Origin of the sequence: Oligoflexus tunisiensis (assembly GCF_001748245.1) — a bacterium.
Classification (GTDB): Bacteria; Bdellovibrionota_B; Oligoflexia; order Oligoflexales; family Oligoflexaceae; genus Oligoflexus; species Oligoflexus tunisiensis.
On the sequence record NZ_BDFO01000001.1, the window covers coordinates 5,745,947 to 5,768,622 of the forward strand.

At 50.3% G+C, this 22,676-nt stretch carries 21 protein-coding genes and 1 pseudogene; 11 read left to right on the forward strand and 11 right to left on the reverse strand.

Annotated features, from left to right (window positions below):
* Positions 1-5: 5 nt before the first annotated feature.
* Both OLTU_RS23735 and OLTU_RS33290 read right to left on the reverse strand, forming a co-directional pair.
* Positions 6-1,928, reverse strand: coding sequence for a response regulator (locus tag OLTU_RS23735; RefSeq protein WP_141735233.1), 1,923 nt, complete (start codon positions 1,926-1,928; stop codon positions 6-8).
* Positions 1,929-1,957: 29 nt separating this feature from the next.
* Positions 1,958-2,257, reverse strand: coding sequence for a helix-turn-helix transcriptional regulator (locus tag OLTU_RS33290; RefSeq protein ID WP_218110224.1), 300 nt, complete (start codon positions 2,255-2,257; stop codon positions 1,958-1,960).
* A gap of 678 nt (positions 2,258-2,935) precedes the next feature.
* On the opposite strand from OLTU_RS33290, the gene OLTU_RS23745 reads away from it, so the two are divergent.
* From OLTU_RS23745 to OLTU_RS23760, 4 genes are all read left to right on the forward strand, one after another.
* A complete protein-coding gene (locus OLTU_RS23745) occupies positions 2,936-3,772 on the forward strand; it encodes a hypothetical protein (protein WP_141735235.1) in 837 nt (278 codons plus the stop codon).
* A 466-nt stretch (positions 3,773-4,238) separates the two neighbouring features.
* Complete coding sequence (locus tag OLTU_RS23750; RefSeq protein ID WP_218110225.1) at positions 4,239-4,679, forward strand: hypothetical protein; 441 nt, start codon at positions 4,239-4,241, stop codon at positions 4,677-4,679.
* Positions 4,676-5,557 (forward strand): tetratricopeptide repeat protein, encoded by an 882-nt coding sequence (locus OLTU_RS23755; protein WP_141735237.1) that lies wholly within the window; start codon positions 4,676-4,678, stop codon positions 5,555-5,557. The genes OLTU_RS23750 and OLTU_RS23755 overlap by 4 nt, the downstream gene beginning before the upstream one ends.
* On the forward strand, positions 5,557-6,744 hold the full coding sequence (locus tag OLTU_RS23760) for an ATP-binding protein (protein WP_141735238.1): 1,188 nt from the start codon (positions 5,557-5,559) through the stop codon (positions 6,742-6,744). Before OLTU_RS23755 ends, OLTU_RS23760 begins: the two co-directional genes overlap by 1 nt.
* Positions 6,745-6,862: 118 nt before the next feature.
* Here the strand turns inward: OLTU_RS23760 and OLTU_RS23765 are convergent, their stop codons facing one another.
* A complete protein-coding gene (locus tag OLTU_RS23765; protein WP_141735239.1) occupies positions 6,863-7,648 on the reverse strand; it encodes a hypothetical protein in 786 nt (261 codons plus the stop codon).
* Between the two features lie 276 nt (positions 7,649-7,924).
* Positions 7,925-8,038 (reverse strand): annotated as a pseudogene (locus tag OLTU_RS32750) (IS5/IS1182 family transposase); the annotation flags it as partial.
* Between the two features lie 331 nt (positions 8,039-8,369).
* Between OLTU_RS32750 and OLTU_RS23775 the strand changes: the two are divergent.
* The 3 genes from OLTU_RS23775 (at position 8,370) to OLTU_RS23785 (ending at position 11,841) form a co-directional block, all read left to right on the forward strand.
* Positions 8,370-10,760, forward strand: a complete 2,391-nt coding sequence (locus OLTU_RS23775; protein WP_141735241.1) for a hypothetical protein — start codon at positions 8,370-8,372, stop codon at positions 10,758-10,760.
* A gap of 6 nt (positions 10,761-10,766) precedes the next feature.
* Positions 10,767-11,180 carry a hypothetical protein gene (locus OLTU_RS23780; protein WP_218110227.1) on the forward strand — a complete coding sequence of 138 codons (414 nt, stop codon included), beginning with the start codon at positions 10,767-10,769 and terminating at the stop codon, positions 11,178-11,180.
* Positions 11,181-11,466: 286 nt separating this feature from the next.
* Positions 11,467-11,841 carry a hypothetical protein gene (locus OLTU_RS23785; RefSeq protein ID WP_141735243.1) on the forward strand — a complete coding sequence of 125 codons (375 nt, stop codon included), beginning with the start codon at positions 11,467-11,469 and terminating at the stop codon, positions 11,839-11,841.
* Positions 11,842-11,895: 54 nt separating this feature from the next.
* On the opposite strand, the gene OLTU_RS23790 is transcribed toward OLTU_RS23785, so the two are convergent.
* Positions 11,896-12,177: a hypothetical protein gene (locus tag OLTU_RS23790; RefSeq protein ID WP_141735244.1), complete on the reverse strand. Its 282-nt coding sequence runs from the start codon at positions 12,175-12,177 to the stop codon at positions 11,896-11,898.
* A 565-nt stretch (positions 12,178-12,742) separates the two neighbouring features.
* On the opposite strand from OLTU_RS23790, the gene OLTU_RS23795 reads away from it, so the two are divergent.
* Entirely contained in the window at positions 12,743-14,038 is a 1,296-nt protein-coding gene (locus OLTU_RS23795; protein WP_141735245.1) for a hypothetical protein, read from the forward strand.
* 57 nt (positions 14,039-14,095) lie between these two features.
* On the opposite strand, the gene OLTU_RS23800 is transcribed toward OLTU_RS23795, so the two are convergent.
* Positions 14,096-14,359: an EF-hand domain-containing protein gene (locus OLTU_RS23800; RefSeq protein ID WP_141735246.1), complete on the reverse strand. Its 264-nt coding sequence runs from the start codon at positions 14,357-14,359 to the stop codon at positions 14,096-14,098.
* Positions 14,360-14,834: 475 nt separating this feature from the next.
* Here OLTU_RS23800 and OLTU_RS23805 point away from each other — a divergent pair, with 475 nt between their 5' ends.
* Entirely contained in the window at positions 14,835-16,265 is a 1,431-nt protein-coding gene (locus tag OLTU_RS23805) for an agmatine deiminase family protein (protein ID WP_141735247.1), read from the forward strand.
* 74 nt (positions 16,266-16,339) lie between these two features.
* On the opposite strand, the gene OLTU_RS32070 is transcribed toward OLTU_RS23805, so the two are convergent.
* From OLTU_RS32070 to OLTU_RS23815, 3 genes are all read right to left on the reverse strand, one after another.
* Positions 16,340-16,492, reverse strand: a complete 153-nt coding sequence (locus OLTU_RS32070; RefSeq protein ID WP_176736903.1) for a hypothetical protein — start codon at positions 16,490-16,492, stop codon at positions 16,340-16,342.
* 139 nt (positions 16,493-16,631) lie between these two features.
* A complete protein-coding gene (locus OLTU_RS23810; protein WP_141735248.1) occupies positions 16,632-17,687 on the reverse strand; it encodes a hypothetical protein in 1,056 nt (351 codons plus the stop codon).
* A gap of 223 nt (positions 17,688-17,910) precedes the next feature.
* Positions 17,911-19,377, reverse strand: coding sequence for an aminotransferase-like domain-containing protein (locus OLTU_RS23815; RefSeq protein WP_141735249.1), 1,467 nt, complete (start codon positions 19,375-19,377; stop codon positions 17,911-17,913).
* Positions 19,378-19,468: 91 nt separating this feature from the next.
* Between OLTU_RS23815 and OLTU_RS23820 the strand changes: the two genes are divergently transcribed.
* Entirely contained in the window at positions 19,469-20,023 is a 555-nt protein-coding gene (locus OLTU_RS23820; protein WP_176736904.1) for an FMN-binding negative transcriptional regulator, read from the forward strand.
* Positions 20,024-20,070: 47 nt separating this feature from the next.
* Here OLTU_RS23820 and OLTU_RS23825 read toward each other — a convergent pair whose 3' ends face one another.
* A complete protein-coding gene (locus OLTU_RS23825; RefSeq protein ID WP_141735251.1) occupies positions 20,071-20,967 on the reverse strand; it encodes an RICIN domain-containing protein in 897 nt (298 codons plus the stop codon).
* A 524-nt stretch (positions 20,968-21,491) separates the two neighbouring features.
* On the opposite strand from OLTU_RS23825, the gene OLTU_RS23830 reads away from it, so the two are divergent.
* Positions 21,492-22,109 carry a c-type cytochrome domain-containing protein gene (locus tag OLTU_RS23830; protein ID WP_218110228.1) on the forward strand — a complete coding sequence of 206 codons (618 nt, stop codon included), beginning with the start codon at positions 21,492-21,494 and terminating at the stop codon, positions 22,107-22,109.
* A 72-nt stretch (positions 22,110-22,181) separates the two neighbouring features.
* On the opposite strand, the gene OLTU_RS32075 is transcribed toward OLTU_RS23830, so the two are convergent.
* Complete coding sequence (locus OLTU_RS32075) at positions 22,182-22,553, reverse strand: Hsp20/alpha crystallin family protein (RefSeq protein ID WP_176736905.1); 372 nt, start codon at positions 22,551-22,553, stop codon at positions 22,182-22,184.
* Positions 22,554-22,676 lie beyond the last annotated feature (123 nt).

The following is a 22,676-nucleotide window of genomic DNA, read 5'->3' on the forward strand; positions in this document are numbered from 1 at the left end:
CAATGTCATTGAATATTGGGACGATCCACAACCACTGCATTCAATGCGCCATTTGTCTTGGACCCCACCAGCCTCGCGATTACTTCGACGAGACGGGTACGCGAGATCGGCTTTGTCAAGTATTCGTTGCAACCGGCATCCAAGCAACGCTCACGCTCCTCGCGTAGGGCATGCGCTGTCACCGCAATGATCGGCACCTGGTAGCCTTGGCTACGAAGCCTCGTCGTCGCGTCACAGCCGTCAATACCAGGCATCTGCACGTCCATCAGAACGACATCAAAGTTACCGTCCCATGCTTTGCGCACTCCCTCTTCGCCATCATAAGCAGACTCGAGAGAGACGCCGACGCCGCGCAGCATTCGGGTGACAAGTCGCTGATTGTCCGGGTTGTCTTCGACGAGCAGCACCCGGACGCCAGCCAAAACATGTTGATCGTCGTATCGCCTTGGAACCCGTTCTGGCTTGAGTTCCCTTGGAAGGATTTGAGCCTCGGTCATAAGCTCGACATCCACAATTTCCCCGGTATCGACCGTGGCCTTAAAGGTGCACCCATCCCCCAACGCAGAAACTTCAAGCACCACGTCCCCACCCATAAAGCGTGCCAGCTTGCGGGAGAGAGCCAGCCCAAGCCCGGTGCCTCCGTACCTTCGGGTTGTTGACGAGTCCGCCTGCGAGAAGGGCTGGAAAAGGTGCGCACTCTGTTCAGGTGATATCCCGCAGCCGGTGTCCCTCACACGGAATTCAAGCGTCGTGGGAGCCAAATACTTTACGGCAACGTGGACTGTTCCCCTATCAGTAAACTTAAAGGCGTTGCCAATCAAGTTGACGAGAACCTGCCTCAGGCGTCCGGGATCGGACATGATCGTTCGAGGAAGCGGACCGTCGGCCTCGATTTCAAATGCAAGGCCCTTTTCTCGCGCTTGAGGCTTAAAGAGGATTCGCAGTTCAGCGATGCAATCGGGTAGCGAAATTTTTCGGCGATCGAGATCAAGTTTTCCGGCCTCGACCTTGGAAAGGTCCAGCACATCATTGACCAGCTCCAAAAGGTGGTGGCCGTTGCGCTGAATGGCCGTCAGATACTCGACCTGGTCCGATGGCGACGGGGTCTCCTGCATCAACTCGGCGAAACCAATGATGGCACCTAGCGGCGTCCTGATCTCGTGACTCATGTTAGCCAGGAACGTGCTCTTGGCCTGATTGGCGTTATCCGCCGCAGTCTTCGCCCTCCGGAGTTCAGCTTCCAGGGTTCGCCGTGCGGCGACCTCAAGCTGAAGGGCCACGGTTCGTTGTTGGAGCTCGGAAATCAGTTTAAGGTGACCATCCTCGCAGTGGAGGGAGGCCGCTGCCCCTGGCGGCAGAATGTGAGAGTGAGTGGCGCAGATATCCTTAAATTGTAGCCCGTCGCGCACGTCCTCCAGCTTGTCGACGGCGTACCCGCAAAGCAGCGAGAACGTGCGTTGACTCAGGATCTCGTTCCACAAACGCTCAAGCGCGATCGTGGCTTTGACATGACCCTCATGCCAGAGAAGATTGACCATCTCGCCATAGGCTCGCATGACTGGAAAGCGCGCCAGGACCTGGTCAACAAGCGTGCCGATGACCTTGAAAAAGGCCTCACGACTCGGCTTGGCGCCCGCCATGATGCGTTCAAGAGTGGCATGGGCATCAAGCATGATGAATTGGCCACAGCCTTCGAAGGTAGCGACCTCGACCGCCCCCTGGCGGAGATTGGCTAGGAGGGATTGGCGGTGGGCTTCCGTGGCAATGACGATAACACCTTCACCACTTTCCAGGCCAGTCTTCACAAAGGCGGAAACGGACGAGGTGAGAAAGGCCTCGCCGTCGTAGAATTGGGCATAGTGTGCGCTGCCTGCCTGACTGCACGGGGGGGACTCTGTCGCAAGTTGTTCTGTCTCGGTCGAAAGCAATGTTCTTCCCCAAAATACGGCTTTCCTGGCTACCTTCGATCGTCAGCACCAGTCGTTTGTTTTGCGCTGGCAACCGGCTCGAGAACGACGCGGTACAAACACCTTCGACGCCGGAGCAGATCGCTAAGCGCCATTTCAAGGAGTGGCCTCTCGGCAACGTTCAGCACTGCGGCGATGCGTTGGACTCGCTCAGGGCTCGGTGTTCTGCGGCCTCGCTCGAGATCGCAAAGCGTCGCCGACTTGACACCGAGTTTAGCTGCAAGCTCGCCCTGGGACAGGGAGCGATCAGTGCGAAATTCCCGAAGGAATCTTCCAAAGGCGCTGGGCATCGTTGATGTGTCCTCAATAAACAAGAGGAGATGCGAAACTCCATCTTTTTACGTCAGGTAGACGTAAAGTGTCAATTCTTTAACCAGGAATCGCGGAATTGTTCAGGCAGCCGGAAAGCAGACGCCAGGGAACACGGCTGGGGCTTTCAGGGCAAGGGACTTTATTTCCCATTGGGACAGATGGGTAAGCGATAGCTCTCCATCCCGACACTTGGGGTACTGCTCCCCAATCGAGGCCATAGCTCTCTCAGCAGAGAAGGACTTACTGCTTGCCGCTTACCTAAATCGTCTCACGGTTTGATTAAACTGGTTGATTGATTGGATGACTGCAGCCAGTGAAGCAATGATCTGTCCAGTCCGCGCCCCACATGAGATTTCGGGCTCTGGCTGCATACCGCGGCTTTTTCCAAGGGGACTCGCGCTCTTCTTAGTGCTCAACGAAGCCATTTTCCTTCAGGATCTTGAACACCGAGCTCTGCGATATATACACGCCCTGCGTCTGCAAGAAGCCCCGTATCTTCCTGGGGCGTTCCGTGGGATGGGCCAGCCGGGTTTTAACGATCAGCTCCTTTTCATGCGGCGTCAGCGCCAGAGGGGGAGGTCGCTTGATCTTCAGCGTCCTCTTCCTGGTCTGGCCGACTTGACTATTCTGGATTTAGCGACAGGTCATTTACCTCGGTGTCGTGGGAAAAGAAGTGTGAAGGCATTCAGAATTTCATCACCGACTTCACCAAGACTTACCTTGAGCCCGGCATCGAACTCAAATTCGATCCTTCTCACTGCTCGCACTACTGGAGTTCCACTCAACTTGATTACCATCCTAAAGTGACGCTTAAAATCGGTGAAAACAGTCTCACGTTGGAAGTCCGTATCACTGCAAAATTCGATTGGGCTACTCACCAGATGGACGTCGATCGCGCCAGCCTTTGGAGATTCGAGGAAGAAAATAGCAGCGTAAACTACACTTACAGGTCGGAAGATGGCGTTTTTGGAAGAAAACTCTTACTTCTGGAGAGCACTGTCAACGCATGGGCAAAAGAGAAAACTGATGGTGAAGCGTTGGTCTTTGGAATCCCATATCAGCAATTTACAAGAGATTTTGAAGAAAGATATGGACCTTCGTCCAGCGGAATAAAAACATCCGCATTCAACAGCGTAACGATTCAACTCTTTCCCGAGCAAAATTCAACAGGTTCTGGTCGAGTGAATTTTGTTGAAGTTGATCCTGACATTTTCCTTTCTCACAACGGAAAACCAAAAAAGTATCTCGGTTGCGAAAACCTGGAGTGTTTGAATTCCGCTCCGATTCGATATGAGCTGCTTGGCGATCTGTTAGTGCTTATTGCGCCTTCGATAAAAGGGGAAGACTGCAGGATTGAAACAATGATCCACTACTTTACCCTGCAACAAGTTGGAACGAACGGAGACTTCAAACTTTCCAAAGAGGTTTTTGGCTCAATCTTCTCGCCAGCAGCCAGCCCCTGTGAAGGCACAATCTCGCTTTTGGGCTATTGATGAATTTCCGACATACGGAGTCCGAGGCTGCCAGATTCCGAAAACTTCACGGTCAGTGCCTCACTTTGGCCTGAGTGCAATATTGCTTTGAGACCGTTGTCTTAAAGTGGATGTTCTTTATTTATCCAGCATGGCATAGGTCTAAAAATGCTTAAGCAGCTGAATCTTTTGTACTTTTCTACGACGTGGCAGACGTTCCGGAAGCTTGCTTTCTGCGGGTTGCTTTTGGGTTCACAGGATATTCTTGTGAATCAAACTGTTTCCCATCAGCTGCTCGGTCTGGCTCCGATTCATCCAATCCTATTGGCTTTCTATTGGCTGCTTTTGCTGAACGCAATCGCAGGCTGCTATGACATTTTTCTCCACTTCCGGACGGGTACTCAGCGGCGGAATCCTGAGTTGGAGAATACTGGTGAAAACGAAAGCACCCTTATACAAGCAACGTCGCAAACAGAAGGATGATGCCGTGGACAACGATCTTCTGCAACCCAGCCTCCGTTCGAATTCAGATGTAAGTCATGGGTTGTCCATTCGATCCCAGTTCCTTGTTGGATTTTTTGGCGGACCATTCATGACACTTCCATACTTGGTATTTCACAGCCATTATCAGGGAAAATTGAAACGGGACTGCATTCTCCTGCTCGTTATCGCATTGCTGCTCGCAGCGTTAATCTACGGTATTAATCTTACAGAAATTGAATCTGAACATAGATGGATCAAAAGACTTATCTCCCGAGGGAGTGGCATATTCATGGTGGGCGTTTATTACCTCATAAACCGTGAAAGTCAGAAGAATATTGAGAGTTTTGAGCGCTATAAAAGTCCTTGGATCCCTGCCCTTATCTCAGGGTTGATTGGGCTCCCCCTCCCGTTCCTGGTAGCCTACATAATCAAGGCCATCCCATGAGCACCAGAATCGACATCTTCAAAATTGAAAAACTGATTGAACTCGGTCGAATCCGTGAAGCTGAAAAGTCGCTTGCAGCGGCGCTGCAGGATGATCCTGATCATGCTGAACTCAAGATTCTCGGCGTCAGGCTGCTGTACGAGAAAAAGGATTTCACGCAGGCTCTTCAGACTGTCCAGGAATGTCTGGCATCCGATCCGAACGACGAAGAAGCGCTGCTGCTCAGGTTTCAAATTCGGAACGAAATGGAGCTTTATGCAGATGCCGAGCGGGACATCATAGCCTTGCTGCAACAGTATCCCCTGCGGGGCCCATTGTGGGCATCTTATGCTTTGCTTCTGCTCAAGACCGGTCATACGAAGAAGTCTTTCAAGCTCTCCGAAGAGGCGATGCGGTTGGAACCCGAAGACTCCATCTGCCTCCTGGTTCATTGTATTGTCCATCTGGTTCAGGGGTCTGACAAAAACGTGGCCGGTGCACTCGAGGAGTTGATTCTCAGGAATCCTGATTATGAACCCACTCTGATGTTGCTCATCAACAAGCTGGCCCAATCCCATAGAAAAAAGGAAGCCTTCGTCCTGGCGAAGCAGATGGTTCAAATGAATCCTCGCAACAAGACTGCCGTGAATCTTGCCAAGGATTTGGCTCTGCATAACCACTGGAGCATGAAGCCTTTCTGGATATTCAACCGCTTTGGATGGCCAGGGTCCCTTGGCCTGTGGATTGCGTTCGTTGTGGTCGTTGGCCTTCTGGAGGAATCAGGGTCAAATGCGTCTCTTATCATTTTGGTCTCGTGTGGCTATCTAGCCTTCTGCCTGGCGAGCTGGGTATGGCCACCGCTATTGAAAAAGTGGATTCAATATAAAGGGTTTCGTTAATGACACGGAAAGATATGGAAACGCTCCTGCTTACGGATCCCTTCAATCTGCAGTTACGTCTGGATCTTGCAAACCTTTATGTGGCCGAAAAACTCTATCGTGAGGCCAGCGCTCAATATTCGATCATACTCAGCCAGAATAAGGCACATACTGAAGCTCTGGAGGGCATGAGGAATTGTCAGGCTCAGTTGGAGACCGAAAGGGGCTCTGCTGGACTCGAAGCCCCTTTAAATCCTGAAGAGGGTCATGTACCAGGCAGACTGGCCCTTGTCCAGGGTCATGAGGAGAACGGGAATCGCTCGAATGTCGTCAGTCTTCACCAAGTGGCGAAAAAAGAGTCAGTGAAATTTTCGGATATCGTTGGCATGCAGGCCCTCAAGGACACCCTTCGCCTGAAAGTCATCGAGCCCTTCAAAAATCCAGGGCTTTTTGCCAAATTTTCAAAGAAGCGGGGGGACGGTATCCTGCTCTATGGCCCTCCTGGCTGCGGCAAGACAATGTTTGCCAAAGCAATCGCACACGAATGCGATCTCGAGTTCATTTCAGTCGATATTTCGGACATTCTCAGCATGTATATCGGCGGCAGCGAAAACAACCTGGCGCGCGTCTTTGAACGGGCCCGCTCGAGTAAACCTTGCGTTCTCTTCTTTGACGAGCTTGATGCCTTGGCCATTTCAAGATCCAAGGTGCAGTCCCATCATTCTCGCACCCTTGTCAATGAGCTTCTGAATCAGATGGATGGGGTAGGAAAGTCGAATGAGGATATCCTCATCCTCGGCGCCACAAACATGCCCTGGGACATCGATGCAGCAGCCAAACGCCCGGGTCGATTCTCCCGCCTTATCTTCGTTCCCCCTCTTGATCAGGCAGCAAGGCGTGAGCTCTTCCGGCTCAAGCTCCATGTGATCCCAACGGAGAAAGATATCAACCTGGATCATCTGGCTCAAAGTTCAGAGGGTTTTTCAGGCGCTGACATTGACGGCCTTATCGAGGCAGCCAAGGAGCGGGCGCTCCTGGATATGATTAGAAAAAATAGTGAGAGAGCCATCACCATGTCGGATCTCCTGGCGGCCATGGATGAGGTCACCCCATCCTGCCACGATTGGATGAGAACAGCCGAGAATCTTGTAAAATTTGGCGGAGTTGGATCCGGATATAAGGACCTCGCCAGGTATTTGCGAGCCTGATCTGCATGAAGAAACCTGGAACCCGCTAGAATGCGACGCTGCTACGATTGCCAATGCTGGGGCTTGCCAGCCAGGACTTATCCACTGACCAGGATAGCTTTTGAGCCTTGGCATCTGTTCATTCAACGGTGAAGTATTTCCCGTAGATGATATCCAGGAAAAAGAAAGTATCGTTGTTCATGGCAGGGACCAGCAGTCCGGTTCTGAGCCTGCACAAGGCTGGGAATTTATAGTTTTGATAGGTCACATCACCCGGATCATTGAGCACGCCCTCCACCGCATAGTCACGGCCGGTCTTCACGTAGCCAACACCATCGAGGCGATACATGATATTGGGATCGGTCGACGACACGCACCAGACAGAGGGCTCATAATCCCGATCTGGACCGTTTACGTGGATGGTGAAACTAATCTTGCGTTGGTTGTTGGCCGGTGTTGTCACTTGAATATCGCTCCGGCTCAAAGTTACTTCTTTCTGAGGATCCCTGGACAATTGGAATTTTTTGTAGACGCGTTTTGTCCCGTCGCCATCGGTCATCGTCAGGGTGCGTAGTCCATCCGTGCTGCCAGTGGTTCCCCTCAGCTTAAGTTCAGCGGAAAATTCCTCCCAGCTCCCAGCGTCGCCCAGGCCGATGAGCAACACATCAGAATCCGATAGGCTGGTGCCAAAGCAGGCATCATAATTGATATTCAAGACAGCGAGTTGATAGATATCGCCTGAAACATACACGCCGTGTACACCTCGGTCTTCGCACTCCAGATTCATCAGGTAAAAGCCATCTTCAAGGTGCCCATCGGGCCCATGCTCTTCTTCGGCGTTTCTACTCGACTTGGACTCAGACTTCGCGCCGCAAGCAAAGGTGAAAGAAAGCACAGCGAGTGTCATAAGGTAATGGCGAATCATGGCAACCCCGTGAGTTGGTTTGACCATGAGAATGCAGGGTCCATGCTTAGGCTATGCTGCTGAAAAAGCAGGGGTTAGGCTGTTTAACAGACAGCCGCTGTCGTCTTAAAACTATGCAGTAAGTATCGAGTAAGATTGCTAGCCGCTTAAGCTTTGGTACTAGCCTTGTTGGGTATGAGTCAGGAGGCCATCGAAGCTGACTTCTCTCGACAACCCAGTGGTATGTGTCTCGCTTTGTCACTGGTCGACTACGCCTGCCTCTTCTTTTTCAGCCACGATGGAGCGTTTGCATGCAAGCTTACCTCTGTCCGTAGGATTTTTCCCAGTTTTCTTTCCGTCGAGGGACGCCTTCTCGGTTGCCTTGTCGACCGCTTGATGCTTCCAGGCAATAGGACTTGGTTGTTGCGCGTGCATCCTTTCGCACAAAATCTCATTGAGAAAATCAAACCTTTTATCATCGGCTGAGTGTTCCGGCTCAAAAGATATTTCTTTCTGAGTTTCGATGATACTGGTAACTGCAGCCTGCCGACTGGCTGAAACAGGAAGGCAGTTTTCAATCACTCCATCACACATTTCAGATATACCTCACTGATATTATTAGAATATCCATGAAAACGAAATTCACGCAAACAAAGCCATTATGGCATTGTTTGCCCTTGCCTACCCTAATCGATTGCGATATATTCCCGGCTCCTGGCATCTATAAGTCGGAGTGACACGCATGATTCGTATGATATGTTTGGTTCTTTCAATTTGCATCGCAGGTATCGGTGCTTTGTCTCCTGTTGCGAATGCCCAGGGACCTTTGAGAATTCCAAAAATTGATCCTGAATCATTGAAGGGACTCGATTTTGGCTCCGCTCCGAAGGAACCACAGCTGGAAATGCCGTCCTGGCAGCCCCGCGAAGACAAGTTTTCTCTTAACCTTACTCCTGAAGAAGCTGAATTTCTGAAAAAGGCGCTGAAGGAGAAGGAACAGACTCCCTATGAACTACCAGAAGTCAAGAATACTCACTTCAATCCTCACTTGGATATTGACGATGAAGCAGCCAAAGCCCTCCTGGACAGGTTTCCCAAAAAGGAAACTGAACCCAGCCTGGTAACAGATGCCAGCTCCGTCGGCGCCTTTGGTAAAAATACAGGGGAGCTGTCGCCAGCCGAGCAGGATGCTCACGAGGAGCTACTCAAGGACAATTTTGGCAGTCCTACAACAATCTGGACTCAGCTAACCAATGACATTTTTAAGGGCGAGCCGGAGAATGTAGTGGAGAGGAATCGTGTCAAGCGTCTTCTCTTTGCAGACTACCTTGGTTATCTGAATGCTGTAGGCTTGGAGCTGGCCTCCTATGAAATCACTTTGAAGGCTGCCAAGGAAAAAGCCAACGGAGGAAAGTGTTCTCAGACCACAGCCGAGGAATATGAACAAAATCTCATAGACTCCGTTCAAGCTGACCCTGACACCTTTGCGAAAGCCTATTGTAACAATATCTGTAAGGACCAAAGTTCTTTCCTGGAAAGAGCCAAATTTGCCGCTCCTGAGGGGGCTATCGAATCCTGTGCTGACAAGGCGCGAAAAATTTATGATCAGTATAACTGCAATGAGTTTGGTCAGAATCCTCGCGCCAATGATTCCTCCTTGTACTTCGCAACCACCGAAGGCACTCCTGCAGGCTCAGAAAGTTTAAACCCGAACCGTGCCGACTCAACATCCGCTCCGACGGGCTCCATATCCTCGCTTCCCAAAATTCCCGGCCTCAGCTCATCCGTGTCTTCAGATCCGGTTCGTGGCCCGGCCCTTAATTTTGATGCAAACCTACTTGCAAGCAGAGTGGATTTTGAATCCAGCCTGCAAAAGCAGAAGGCCAACTGCAAGCGTCTCGAATATATCAAAACGAGAACAATATGGGCGGCTCCTGACGGTCAGGATCGGACGCCTTTTGAGATACCGGGCGGACGCGATCCTCTGGATCCAAGATGGACAACACCATCAGACAATTTTGAGGACGAGCCCGAGGAACTTTCAACAACAACGCCAAAGAACAATACATGTGAAACGACGGAAAAGGTTGGCGCTGACCACTTTGCGAAACTTCGGTCAGAGTACCAAAGAATCTCCTTCAGAAAGATTGCCGAGACTTTGGGTGATTGGCCTTTGCTTGATGAAAACGACAACATCAAAAAGGACTATTTGCGTCTGATACTCCAGACCAGTGATCAACTTTTCCTGAAGCTTATTGATGATTTGGAGATGCAGCATAAGAAAGTCTGCGGGTCGACTTCCAGTCTTGTAGCCGATACATCGATGGGAACTACTGGGATTGGAGGCCGCAATTATGAGGTCGTTATAAAGGCTAATCCCGACGACCTTAATAAAAAGGATGAGGCTGAAAATCCCAAAGAGGAAAAGCCGGAAACACTGGCTCACCATTTCAATCAGACATCCTCGATCACGGGCAGTCTCATCGATTCGATTTTGGGTACTGATCAGATCGGACCTGCAACCATTCCTGAGTTCAGAGGTGCTGAGATTGCTAATGCCGTCCTGGATGGATATCTCCACCCCGAGGACATTCCAACTGAAGCGGCCAGAGGCCCCACGGGCCGATTGGCTCAGGAGATTGTCAAGCAAACGGAAAAATATCTGGCAAATGGTGAGTACCAGGGATTGAAACTCTTTGCAGCGCAGATGGCCGGTGGAGTTGTGACGGGTGGCGGAACGGCCATCAAAAACATCGCAAAAGCGGGAGCCAAGGCTGCATCAGTTGGGTCATTCTCAAAGCTTCTGAAGGGAGCCAAGCGGATTATCATGAAGCCGATGCTTGAGGGGGGACAGACTGGAGCAATAAGGATAGCTAGCTCAATTTTTGTTAAGAATGGGTACGTTCAGACTGCGAGTGCAAAATATCCTTTTAAGTTTACTGAGTATTACTTTAAAAAACTTTCGGAAACAGGTAGAAAGAGTCCTTTCTTGACAGCACGAGATGTCCTTGAATCAGGAAGAAAAATGGGAGCGGATCGTAAACCAGGATTTTTCAGATATGAGACAGAATACTGGGAAATGATTTACAACCCTGCAACTCGTGAAGTTTGGCATCTTCAGCCAATAAGGTGAAGTTATATGTGCATGCAGATCTTTACTATTATTTACTCGATTCAGCTTGAGAATGGTGTGACTAGTTCACAGCGTTTGGAAGGAGACTTCAATCTTAAACCCGTTAATGTTACCGAGGACGATCGACGAAATTTGCCGGACCTGTATCGTGAATTGTTTGGGGTGAAGTGCGAACATTTTCTCATATCTTTGGTCGAAAACTATATGAAAGAACTTGCGAAGACGCCTTTTAATGACACCAAAGACCTGATTGGTGCCCTTGATCTTCTGCAGGGCGTGATTATGACAGCTAGGGCTCAGCATGAGATTATAGTGCACCGTGATCTTTACGATTTTGCTCAGAAGTATGATAGGCTTGATGATGAAGATATAAGGTTGAGCCTGCATGAAGAGGCAAGGAAAAAGTATAAGCAAGTTTAATTTTTTTCTAATGAGTGGGATTGGCAGAGTTTCTGGGTCCTGCCGTCCCCGCCCCCATTGTGGTTGACGATGAACTGCACCTCTAACTCCGTCTGATAAGACTTTCTCCACCGCCATTATCCAACTGCTGAAGTTCGTCCTCTAAGATGTATATCTGAATAGGATTGGAGACTAATTGTGATTGAGCTGCGAATTACAAAATGCAATCCGAAGTTTAGGAACTCAGACGGCGCATATTTGAGAAACGAGTGGAAGGCTGTATCTCGGAAAACCGGGAATTGACTGAATGTATACCGTACTTCGCATGACCTGTGAGTCAAAAGCGAATCTGGACGTCCTAATCAAGATTGGTGAAAGAATGGATCGCCTGAAAAAAGGCGCTTATACCGGTCTCAGCAAGGACGCAAACTGGTTTGCCTGTACAATCGCTAAGGACTCTGACCCCGAAAATCACAGGGCAGAAATATTGAGCGGCGTCAGCATGTTTGCAAATGAGACCAGAGATGCTATCGGCCTAGCCCTTCGGGCGACCCTCGATCTAGCCATGGAGCCAGAGGATTTTGGGAACGATCCTTATTCAAGCATCGGATTCGATCCCGAAGTTCTTCAGATATTGGCCAGCATGGGTCTTGGAATCGAAGTTACTATCTATAAGCCCTAAACCTCTATTCAGCATTTCTTCTCAATCGTCGCACCCCAATGGCACTTTGTGTGTTTACGTTCTGCTTTGCTCAAACATATCTTTATCGATAAAGTATGTTAATATTCTAGCGAGTTTTAATATCAGCTGCCTTTCAGCAATTATTCCAAAGCCAGCCCGAAGTTCGTGTTCTAAAATATCATCGGTAACCGATTCCAACCATTTGCCGGACTCCTCGAAAGTCTTGTTGTAATATTCTTCCCAAGTACCTGAAAATTTTTTGGGTTCGTTTTGGTAACATAGCCAGTAAAAGTCGCAAGTCGCTTTAGGGAAGTTCATTTGAACCTGTAATGCCACAACTGCTACTTTACTCTGGTGAGGAAATTTTTAGAACCTCCGGGATAACAGCTCTACTCCATCCAATTTCGTTGTTAGACCTGATTGCAAGATCAAGAATATACTTAGGTAGAAACTCAGGGCCATCCATCACTAAACTCCTATGTGACCGTGAATCTGACCACCGAAGGCCTGCAGCCATTCAAAGACCTCGACAGTGCAGGCATCAGTGAGGAGACGTCGAGAACAGAGCTGGCACCATACGTTTTAGGCGTATTTGATCCAATTGATAAGTAAAGTTCATAATCGATGCATTGGCAATGAATATCGCCCGACGGCAGAGGATGCGGCTGGATAGACAGGTCCCATCCTACTGGCCTGCATCTGACATTCAAATGTTTTGCAACTGTATGGATGGTGTGGAAAATCCAGGGACGTCTGCGAATTCTCTTTCTGAAATGAATCGAACAGAAAAACGAGCCGGTCTCGAAATGGCCAACGATTCATGTCCTCTGTACCAGTTAAAATTTCTTAGGTTCCGCCTCGGAGCGTCAGACCGAATGAGGGGCTACGGTACGGAGGTCCCATGAAATGTCGCAATTCTTACTTGGTGAAAGTTCTTCCCTGCGCTGTTGCCTTGACCCTCATGGCTTGTGGAAAAGCCGAGAGTGAAGAGGATCAGGAAGACAGTTTATCGGAAAGTCCCACCATCCGCTATGAACCTGAGTATGAAAACTACTACTACTCGGGCTGCGTCGCGGCTCATGCAAATGCCTCTTACCAGGCTGAGATGCGGCGAATCATTTTCAAGACTGAACGAATCTATGAGGCTGAAACAGTAGCTTTTGACAGCATCGACTGTAAAACAAATCTGGCGGCTGTGATCCAGTCCGCGGGATACTATACACACATCGAATTAACGAAAGAACATGCGTTCCCAGGCTTCCGCATGAATTATGGAAGAGATTCGCTTAGCGTCCGGGCCATCCACGCACGAGAGCTTGACGCTTGGAATGGTATTCTTACGGCCCAGCCTGTGTGTGATCAATTCCAAAGCGAACTCGGAAATAATATCGAAATCAACGACATGAAATGCCTTGATGCCAACGGCGAGTATACCATTGCACCAGGATCCGAGTGGGTTGAAATCGTACACACGACCGAGGACCAGACATCCCTATCCTTATCCGGAATGGTGTTTGGGCACTTGCCGGACTTGCAGGCGCATCACGCAGGTTTAGATATGAGCGCGGCCGTTCCGATGAAAACTCTGGATTATTTTGAAGAGGGCGAGATTCACTACATTGGATCCTATTCCTACAGCAGTATCGCCAATAATGCTTTTGGTTTGAGTCTTCAGCTTGCAGGATCCTGGCAAGCCTGTCATGAGGGGAACCTTGTGACCTTAAACTTCAGCGGTAACACTTATAGTCAAACAGGCAAAGTCGGAATGGGTGAGGACTGCAGTGGCTCTGCCGCTTACACGGTGACTTACTCAGGCACCTTCAGCGTGCCTGATGGTCTGGATTATGTGGAAGGGGGATACAAAATTAACTATTTCAACAGCGCAACGAAATACACCGTGCATACAACTGCTGCACTGGACGAACTGTTCAATGGAAACACGGCGAATACAACAGAATTCTGCTCCGGCTTTACCTTTACGCTGGATACAGAAACAACCCTCAACGGGAAAAACTGCAAGTCGAGCCCTACTTCGGAGTCTTCCTACGCAACGGTTGGCAGCATGACGCTTTACGATATCATCCTCTTTCGGGACAATGAAATCGTGGATTCTCTTTTCACCGCCGAAGGTCAGGGCTCGTCGGATATCAATCGGCCCTATTTCTTCAACGGTGATTTGCGCTACAAAAAGCTTTGACCCTTGATGAAGCGTTTCGACTTCCTATGAAGTCGAAACGCCAAGACATTAAGAGTTCTAACGTTTCTCTTTGTCAGCTTTCCCTTGAGCCTTTGCAGCTGACTTCTCCTCTAGCGTAACAAAGCCGTCCTGATCGGCATCCATTCTGTCGAACTTTTCAGCCATACGAGGTGATTTTTGAGCTTCGTCGCGGGAAAGGCGTCCGTCCTGATCCGCATCAAGCTCCTGAAATTTCTCAGCCTTGTTATTACCCTCGTTCGCCAGGACCATACTACTCGAACAACACATGGCAACTGTGAGTATCATTGTTCTCGTTTTCATAAGTTTTCCCTTTAAAGCTACCTCCAGCTCAGGCTGGTATCAGGTTCAATATTAGCATATATGCTTCAATTTAAGAGGTTCATGAATCACTCTGCTCGAGCATTGTTCTTTTCACTGCCGAGCTTGATCAATTTACGGCGACCAAATCTTGGTACTGGTTCTCACCCCTGCCGCGTTCAAGGTCGCGATGTTCAGGCATTTCGGGATAGGTCGTTTTACTAAGCCCTTGCCGTCGCGCATCCTGCCCCTGCCACTTCAAGGATGTTCCAATTTGTTCTGCAGGAGGCGCAAGTGATCTTAAGACACGATCGCTTCGATCAGTGCTTGTGATCACTATGTAAACGATAAAATGAGTCAGGCTCCTGCATCAGCATTATTTCATTTGATTATAATGAGAGAGCATGTGAGAAGAAGACCTGAATTTCCGGCTAACCAACAGCTTTAGAATTATTTATCCATTTGGAAAGCAATTATCATGAAGCATTTCAGCTTAAGTACGGCGTTCAGTTTGTTATTTTTGGCAGCTTGCGGACAAGGGACGCAGCAGGCCAGTCAAGTCAAAGGCCATCCGGAATACCTTGATGAAAAATACACAGCCCAGACAAGCAAAGATAACTTGCTCGTCACTCCTATCGCTGTACCGGAATACAAACCCTCAAAAAGCGTCATTATTTCTCTGACTGTCCTAACATCATCTCAGCAGCATGCGATGGCTAAAGCTCTCCTGGACAGCGGCATTGAAACGCTTTACGTCATGGTACCTCGCTACTACGCGCACAAAACTGCTGGACAAAGTCCCGATTTCAAAACTTTGAAGGATCTGGGCGCCGACCTCACCAAGATTGTTCTGGTCCCTGCCAAAGATTCATCTGAAAAAATCTCAGAAGGGACCAGCGGGAACCAATATCTAACAGTGTGGGCACGCGACTGGTCACCACAACCCGCATATACAGCTGCGGGCCAGCTCGTACTACTTGATTTCAACTATTACTCCAATCGCGACGCCGATGATTCCGCGGCACGCTCGCTGGTTGATCTTTTTAATCAGGATCTGCCAGTCTCGGCCATTGTCACAAGCACGGAAGTCGTGAGTCGTGTCAGCGTTCCTGTCTATAATGAAGGTGGGAACTTCATGAATAATGACGACGGTCACTGCCTGATGACAAGTCGCGTTACCGACGCCAATAGTCCGCAAGCCATAGCCGAAGCGGCCCCAGACAATGCCCGTAAAAAAATAACCAATGACGAAGCAATGGACAAAGAGGAAGTCATCCGCCAGTACAAGGAAAAAGCCGGCTGCAAGCAGGTGACTATTTTCCCGAGAATTCCCTATGAAGGGACGGGCCACATCGATATGTGGGCCAAATTTCTCGACAACCAAACTGTGATCGTTAACGAATTGCGCGATGAAGTTGTCAACCTTGACTGGTATACCGAGGAAGAGCGCAGCAAGGCAAAAGAGGTGCAGGCCTATTTGGAGGCCCGAGCCCAGGACATCGAAAACCTTGGCTTGAAAGTCATCCGCATTCCCATGCCGGCCATTATTTTCGGCTACGCGGCCTATAGCAATGCAAGCAAAACCGAAATCATCGAGATCCCCGATATCTGGCGTTCGTATACCAACTCGATTACTGTCAACGGAAACGCGATTACACCACGTTTTCAAGCGATGGATGCTGACGGGTATGTTTACGACGCTGCTTCCAGCGAGTTTATAGGCACGGTGCCTCTGACAGAGGCTTATCCTGATACAGCTCTGATCAAAAGCTACGAGGATGAAGCGCAGCGGGCCTATGAATCCGCGGGTTACAAAATGAGCTTCGTAACCGTGGATAACCTGATTTCCATGGGCGGTGCCATCCACTGTACGACGATGCAAATCGCCAGAAATCCAGGCGGTTTCTGATCTTCTCAGTTGCAAAAAAAGAAACAGCGCCTGGAACAATGGAATGTCCGGCGCTGCAGTTCAAACAAAAAACTTCAGCCCGCTTTACGAGGCTGATCCTGAACAGGCGACTCTACATTGTCCGCTTTTTTCTGAGCCTTCTCCTGCTTCGTCCGATTCAAATCAGAAACCTGCTTATCGTGTTGTTTCTTTTTCTTTTCGCGATCTTTGGGACTTTTATCACCCATAGTAACGTCCTCCTATAGGACCATTAGCGTCCTTTTGCCCAAAGCGCTTTAAGCCCTCCCCTATGTCGTTGGAATTTAAAGGAAAAATCTGGCGATTTTCCCATCCTGACGACCCCAGGGAAAGGCATTTCACACGATATTAGTACTGATAAACCTGAGACCAGACCTGCTCTCCTGGTCCAGGCAGGAAGCTTGGCAGGCCTTGAAGGTTCACGACATAAAATCGGAAGCGAATCTGATCACCCGACTGATAGCCGGCGACGGTATGCGAGTAGCGGAATGAACCATCCGCATTACGTGTTCCTTGCATTGGGCTGGCTACGTTCTGGATACCGTTTTTGGTGGAGAAGACTTCAACATATTTCTGCTCGCTCCTGATTACCACCGAGAACGTCACGCTGCCATCGGCATTCTTTGTAACGGACTGGCCGGTGCCGCCCGGAGCGGGTGTTGTCGGACCCGGGTTTGGGTTCGGAGCGGGATTTGGATTTGGCGCCGGATTCGGCTTGGGAGCTGGCGTTCCCTGAAGATAGCGCTGCCAGACACCATTGGGGCCGATATCCGAACGAGCTGCCATCTGGCGAATGCCCGTGATATCGTCAGATGCCAATTCAAAGCGGAACGTGGCACCCATCGAGGATGTGCCGCTGGATCGGGTCGCGGATCGATGGAGAGCATCACAATTGTTTTGGCCCGGACTGGGATTGCCATACTGATCGCAAAGTCCCCAGAGATGACCGACTTCATGCAGGAGCGCTCCCTTGTTGTAGGGATACCCGGCGACCAGCTTGATGGAGTTTCCGCCGGCACTGCCCCGGACCGAGCAGCTGGCACCGAGACCATAGATGGCACACATCTGCGCCTGCGAAATCGTGTTTACGTAAATTTTCTTGCCGGCACCGCAGTTCATATTGAACTTCAAATGCCCTTTGCGGCCGATCTGTGCGGCCCATAATTCAATGGCTTCCCTGGTCTCGCCCTGGTAGGTCCCACACAGGGATATGGTATCGGTCGGAAGGACATTCACCAGCATCGCGGAGCGTGCGTACGACAGATGCCCCCATTTCAGGCTGGAATCCTCGCCCTCTTCCTGCGCGCTGCAACCGACAATCAAAAGGGTCCAGACCCATACCAGGGTCATCAGCATTTTTCCTGGCCAAGGTTTTTGTCTGGCTTGCGACAAATCTTTTTTCATAATTGCTCCTGAATGTTCGTGTGCTATAAAAAATTCACTGCGTCGCAATCTGACCTTCGTCCCCTGGCAGGAATCCAAGGCCTTGATTCCGGCCCAAAGCAAGGGCTGAGCCAGGGAGGAATTTGGCAAATTTTATAGAGGCATGGAGGGCATGAATGGACTTCAGACAGGTGCTTGGAGAGCCAACATTCGCCTGTGTCCCATACAAATGGCCAATCCTTGGTCAGAGCGCCAGGATCTTCTGCAAGAGCGCCAAAGCTTTTTTCATTTCCCGTTCATCATGTGCTGCATAACCCAATCGCAAATGCCGCGCTTCCGGTCGCCGCTCTGGGGTGACGTAAAGATGTTCTCCCGAAAGCAGGAGTCCCGCCTCGCGTGCTTTTTCCACTATATCTTGCGGATTACGGCCGATATCCAGCCACAGGTTCATTCCACCTTGCGGCGCTTCAAATGCGCAATGATCGCGAAAGAAACCTCGGTTGGATAAATACTCCACCAGATGATCCCGACGTTCCCGATAAATACGCCGCAGACGCCGCAGATGCCGCCCCAATCCTCCATCCTGAATCCAGAGCGCCACCGCGCGCGAGGCCAATGTTTCATTGACACGCGAGGTGTAAGCTTTCATCTCCAAAAACCAGGGCAGCGACTCCGGCGGCACGGCCATGAAACCCAACCGTGCTCCTGGAAAAATAAGCTTCGATAAGGTCGACACATAGATAACCAGGCGTTCTGTATCCTGAGCCGCCATGGGTAAAGGTGGGAGAGAATCGAAGTGAACATCATGATCGTAATCATCTTCCAGAAGAGGCACGCGAAAATCACGCAAAAGATTCATGATGCGAGCCCGCCTTGCCGGAGTCAAGGTAACCGTCGTCGGATACTGATGGAGAGGCGTGAGATAAAGAAGATCAATGCGTCCCTCTTGAAGCTTTCGCTCCAAATCCTCAGGCACCAGACCCTCCCCATCCAGACGAATCGGCATCAGCTCCGCTCCAAAATGCCGGAAGCATTGCCAGGCGGGTTGATAACCTTTCTCTTCAACAGCCACCACAGATCCCGGTTTCAGGAGCAGACTCGCCGTCATGAAAATCGCTTCCTGTGAACCCTGAGTCAGAATCAGTTCCTGTGTCCCGAGCTGCCGTTGCTGACGAAGCAGATCGCTCAAACACTCCAAAAGCAAGGGATCGCCGCGAGCTCCGTGATAATCAAGATGTGAGGTCAGCTGCCGCAGGGCTCGCGAAAAGCAGGACTTTAATTCCTGTACGGGAAAGAGTCGAAGATCCGGCACACTGCTTTGAAGGTTATATGGAAAGGCAGCGAGATTCATTTCCTCGACACGTCCCAATCGAGAGTGCGCCTTTCCCTTACGATGCAATTGTTCCCAAAGCAAACCCGGTCCGCTGGCCTGAACCGTATTCCGTGCGATCCCATTCTCCTGCGGAAAATCATCGGCCACGAAATAACCGATGCGTTCCTCGGCCCGGATCCACCCTTCCGCCAGAAGTTCTTCATAAGCCACGCGCACCGTATGTCGGTTCACCTGCAGTTGCTCCGCCAGCGTCCGGGCGGACGGCAGCTGGTCCCCGGCCCGCAGAATGCCCTGACGGATGGCCTTCTCCAAGGACGTCTTGCCCTGCCGGTAAATCGGTCCCGAGGTGTCATCAAGCTTAATAGTCAATAATTTCATTATTTTAATCTGGTATAGTAAGAAAATGAAAACTGGTCCTCCTCACTATACCAGGGCTCAGGCAGACTGTGAAATCAGGAGGACAGATTCCATGCAGCACTACCCCATCTATCAGCCACAGTCCGATGCCATGATCCAGCAGTTTCTGCGCCAACGCCCTTTTTGTGTTCTGCTGACGCAAGGCCAGCCGGGACCGCCACACAGTGGATTTTTCAATCCTTTGGTCGAGGACCAAAGCATCTACCTGCACCTGCATCGTCAGGATCCGCAACTGAAAGAATTGGAGCAGAACCCGGAGGCCACGCTGATTTTCCTGGACTACCACGGCTATGTCCCTTCCTATGCCCAGGATCCAGACGATGCAAGTTTCGCCACGATGTTCTATCGCTTTGTGCAAATCCGCGCGAGGGCAAAACGGGTCGATGTACAGGCGGACGCAGCCGCCATCCTCGATCGCATGATGAAACATTATCAACCGGAAGGCGGTTACCTTCCCCTGCAGAGCAACCTCGCATTTTACGAAAAGTCTCTGCACATGATCGTGTTGGTTCATTTCACTGTCGAGTCGCTGGAGAGCAAGTGGAAATTGGGCCAGAACAGGACGCCCCAGGAGCAGCTGGCGGCTCATGGTTTTATGCGCACATGAGGCTGAACTCAGCGGCGTTTGCTGCCGAATTCAGCTGCCGTTACGATCTATTTCTTAACTGTAAAGTCGCTCGCAAAAATGCCATTCCGGACGCATTGTCCGTTCAGAGTCAAACAGGTTCCTGCGTATGTTCCGATGAAAAAGCCACCGGCCTGGGACGGAGGAAACCTGAAAAGCTGCGAGGCCGAGACTGCTGCCGTGCATCCGGCCTGGACCAGAGCTGCACCCGTATTCGTCAAACACAGACCTGAATTCGCATTGACCATGCGGAAGTAGGTTCCGTTAAAAGGTTGGGCTGCAAAAAACTGGCTCAGGGTGTTATCACATTGAAGGTAGGCCAAGCCTGCACCAACCTGCCTTGATTTGTTGGCGATGTCGAGACAGAAATTCACATTGTTGCTGGAAACAGCAAACCGATAGAGGCGAACTGTCTGCACGGCATTGTTGGTGGCAGCGGCCTGATTCTGAGCGGCTGCCGGCTGTGCCTTGGCAGCCTCGGCTTTTTCGACATTCGCTGCACTATTCATTTCGTCAGGAGAGGCTTCGACTTCCATGGAACTGGCTTTGGCTGCCTCTTCCAGTTCTGAAGCCTGTTTGGCCAATTCTTCGGCCATCTTTTCCGCTTCATCAGACGCCTGCTCAGGAATCTCCTCCGGCTGGCTTTCAATCTTCTCCATCTCGTCTGTTGAGGCAACCTCTGGACGGATATCTTCGGCGGGTTCGCCCGACTTTGTGGTTTGAATTGGGGGGGCTTTCGATGGAACCGTTAATGTTGGAGCAGGCGAACGCGGAGCGCAGGACAGAAGCACGAAGCTTCCTGCCAATAAGCTTAAAAATTGCGCGTGCCGGAATGCGATCAACTGCTGTATTACGAGTGGTGCCCTTTTATGTGGCTTCATCTTTTCTATACTCCTCAATAATCCTGTTAAAAGCCTTGCTTGCATTCATCTCTTCAACTGTTTCAATGCCTCCTTTCTTTCTGCCTGTTACGCATGCGTTGAAGCCATGCGAATCAGGATAGAGTTGGGTTCCGCTCCTGTTGTCAGGAGGGGAGATGTCCAGGTTTGTGACTTGATGAGCGCTTATGCAGGTTTCTTACCAAGGGGCAGAATCAGAGGAGGCGGGACCTCGAAAGTGACGAATGGCATATGCATTTCCATACTTGGGCGCCATGGACTTTCCAAGTGACCCCTGCAGGTCTTGCCCAAAGACAAGGCACTGCAATTCCGGTTAACAGTGCACTGACAACGAGGAGGTCTCGAAAAGGCCAAATTGAGCCCAATACCAGGATTTTTTGCACATTGTAGCAAATAATGATCCCTGATAATCAACGAATATTTAAGGGTAATCAGGATGATCTCAAGAATCGCTTGAAAATTTCCGATCAAAATTCTGCACATAAAATCAGACAGTATTTAGAGGGACGGACATGCGATTAGCTTCATTTCAGAGTTTTGCCTTTCTTTTCATGTCAATGCTGACGACGCATTGCGGTGAATCCGACGTTGGCGGGGGTTACAAGAACAATCGATCCTTTGCGAGCACCGCTCAGGCTTCGGCTGATGCCTCTGGCAGCAGCTTAAAGTCCGCGTCTCTTTCCATCCTGCAACGAAATTGCGCAAAGTGCCACGGTGCGGGTGCAAGTTCGGGTGGCTTCAGTATTGTCGACGATGTCGAGGCCATGATTACGAGCAATAAATACATCATCCCCGGAGCTCCCCAAGACTCCGCCATCTATAAAAGAATCGCGGTCGCCAAAAACATGCCCCCATCGGGACCATTGTCAGACGCCGACGCGGAGACAATCAAGCAGTGGATCGCAGGACTTAATCTTGAGTCGGACGCTCTTGCCATCCTTCAAAACAATTGTGCCAGCTGTCACGGAGCGGGGGCCAGCTCGGGGGGCTTTGGCATCATTGATAACGTCGAAGCGATGATTGCCAGCAATAAGTACATCGTACCCGGTAACCCTGAAGGATCTGCAATCTATAAGCGAATCGCTGTGGCCAAGTCCATGCCGCCGGCAGGACCGCTGGCTGCGAGCGACGCGGATACGATCCGGGAGTGGATCGCCGGGCTCAAGTGATCGGACCCTAATCCTGAAAAAGCGAATCGATACGTTTCGACTCCCTTTGGAGTCGAAATGTTTTTTCCATATTCAGTTGAGGAGCCTGCTTTCCTTCCTGAATCGAACGTCCAGCTGCGCATCTTTCAGCTCAGCCTGAATCGAATCCTCATCCACAGTGCTCGGCAGATCAATGCAGCTAAAAAACGCTGAGGGCTCCGCGCCTTTCGAAGCTCCCTGTGAACGCCTGGCCGCAGTCAGGGTGAGCTGATGATCCTGAACCCAAAGATCAAGACTGGTCTTATCAAACGAGCTGAACTCCAACGAAACCATGAAATAGTTCGAATCCTCGTGGATCGATAAGCTGCCGGTCTGTGACCTGTGAGTCGTGCTTAAGCGCTCGGGTCCTTGAAAAAATCCGCTGAAATCCTGACGAGATGAAGCCTGTGTTGTTGAGCGAAGCATAATCATTCCCCTGTTGTCAGAAATTCTGGCAACGAACTGAATGTGAAACGTGCTGACACAATCCGCTTCCACTGACTCCACAAATTTAGCATACGGCCGACCAGAGAAAAAATTATTTTCTGG

Bases quoted from the DNA above. Each gene is read 5' to 3' on its own strand.
- OLTU_RS33290 (WP_218110224.1), bottom strand. From the start codon at position 2,257: ATGCCCAGCGCCTTTGGAAGATTCCTTCGGGAATTTCGCACTGATCGC.
- OLTU_RS23755 (WP_141735237.1), top strand. From the start codon at position 4,676: ATGAGCACCAGAATCGACATCTTCAAAATTGAAAAACTGATTGAACTC.
- OLTU_RS23760 (WP_141735238.1), top strand. From the start codon at position 5,557: ATGACACGGAAAGATATGGAAACGCTCCTGCTTACGGATCCCTTCAAT.
- OLTU_RS23765 (WP_141735239.1), bottom strand. From the start codon at position 7,648: ATGATTCGCCATTACCTTATGACACTCGCTGTGCTTTCTTTCACCTTT.
- OLTU_RS23775 (WP_141735241.1), top strand. From the start codon at position 8,370: ATGATTCGTATGATATGTTTGGTTCTTTCAATTTGCATCGCAGGTATC.
- OLTU_RS23780 (WP_218110227.1), top strand. From the start codon at position 10,767: ATGTGCATGCAGATCTTTACTATTATTTACTCGATTCAGCTTGAGAAT.
- OLTU_RS23785 (WP_141735243.1), top strand. From the start codon at position 11,467: ATGTATACCGTACTTCGCATGACCTGTGAGTCAAAAGCGAATCTGGAC.
- OLTU_RS23795 (WP_141735245.1), top strand. From the start codon at position 12,743: ATGAAATGTCGCAATTCTTACTTGGTGAAAGTTCTTCCCTGCGCTGTT.
- OLTU_RS23800 (WP_141735246.1), bottom strand. From the start codon at position 14,359: ATGAAAACGAGAACAATGATACTCACAGTTGCCATGTGTTGTTCGAGT.
- OLTU_RS23805 (WP_141735247.1), top strand. From the start codon at position 14,835: ATGAAGCATTTCAGCTTAAGTACGGCGTTCAGTTTGTTATTTTTGGCA.
- OLTU_RS32070 (WP_176736903.1), bottom strand. From the start codon at position 16,492: ATGGGTGATAAAAGTCCCAAAGATCGCGAAAAGAAAAAGAAACAACAC.
- OLTU_RS23810 (WP_141735248.1), bottom strand. From the start codon at position 17,687: ATGAAAAAAGATTTGTCGCAAGCCAGACAAAAACCTTGGCCAGGAAAA.
- OLTU_RS23815 (WP_141735249.1), bottom strand. From the start codon at position 19,377: ATGAAATTATTGACTATTAAGCTTGATGACACCTCGGGACCGATTTAC.
- OLTU_RS23820 (WP_176736904.1), top strand. From the start codon at position 19,469: ATGCAGCACTACCCCATCTATCAGCCACAGTCCGATGCCATGATCCAG.
- OLTU_RS23825 (WP_141735251.1), bottom strand. From the start codon at position 20,967: ATGCAAGCAAGGCTTTTAACAGGATTATTGAGGAGTATAGAAAAGATG.
- OLTU_RS23830 (WP_218110228.1), top strand. From the start codon at position 21,492: ATGTCAATGCTGACGACGCATTGCGGTGAATCCGACGTTGGCGGGGGT.
- OLTU_RS32075 (WP_176736905.1), bottom strand. From the start codon at position 22,553: ATGCTTCGCTCAACAACACAGGCTTCATCTCGTCAGGATTTCAGCGGA.